The sequence below is a fragment of the Streptomyces sp. P9(2023) genome, assembly GCF_032436795.1.
Classification (GTDB): Bacteria; Actinomycetota; Actinomycetes; order Streptomycetales; family Streptomycetaceae; genus Streptomyces.
In genome coordinates this window covers 1-322 of sequence record NZ_JAUPWM010000287.1, presented here as the reverse complement: position 1 = coordinate 322, position 322 = coordinate 1, and the positions used below count along the sequence as shown (strand labels likewise).

1 protein-coding gene is annotated in these 322 nt (G+C 40.4%); it reads right to left on the bottom strand.

Annotated features, from left to right (window positions below):
• Window positions 1-153 precede the first annotated feature (153 nt).
• Window positions 154-322 (bottom strand): substrate-binding domain-containing protein (locus tag Q5762_RS40170; RefSeq protein WP_399495563.1); only part of this gene is annotated, 169 nt, incomplete at its 5' end.

Sequence of the window (322 nt, the reverse complement as noted above, 5' to 3'; positions counted from 1 at the left end):
AGGACTTAATGCGTAAGGTTCAGTCTATGTATGAGCTTTAAATAGTATTTGAATTCTTGTCGATGCAATTAAAAATTATTGGCTAAAACGGCGGGGCTGTCTCTAATGTTTTTAAATCAGAAGCCCCATTATCCTATGGTGCTTCTGATTTAATCAATGGCGTTCGACAGAGTTTCTACGTACGAGAGTTGGGGTGAATAAAGCCGTTTCTTCTTCAATTACGTCATCACGTGATAATGCCAAAGCTAAGTGAGCGGCGCGTTCAGCCATCATCTCAATAGGATAACGAATCGTGGTAAGACTTGGATGAACAAAACGTGCA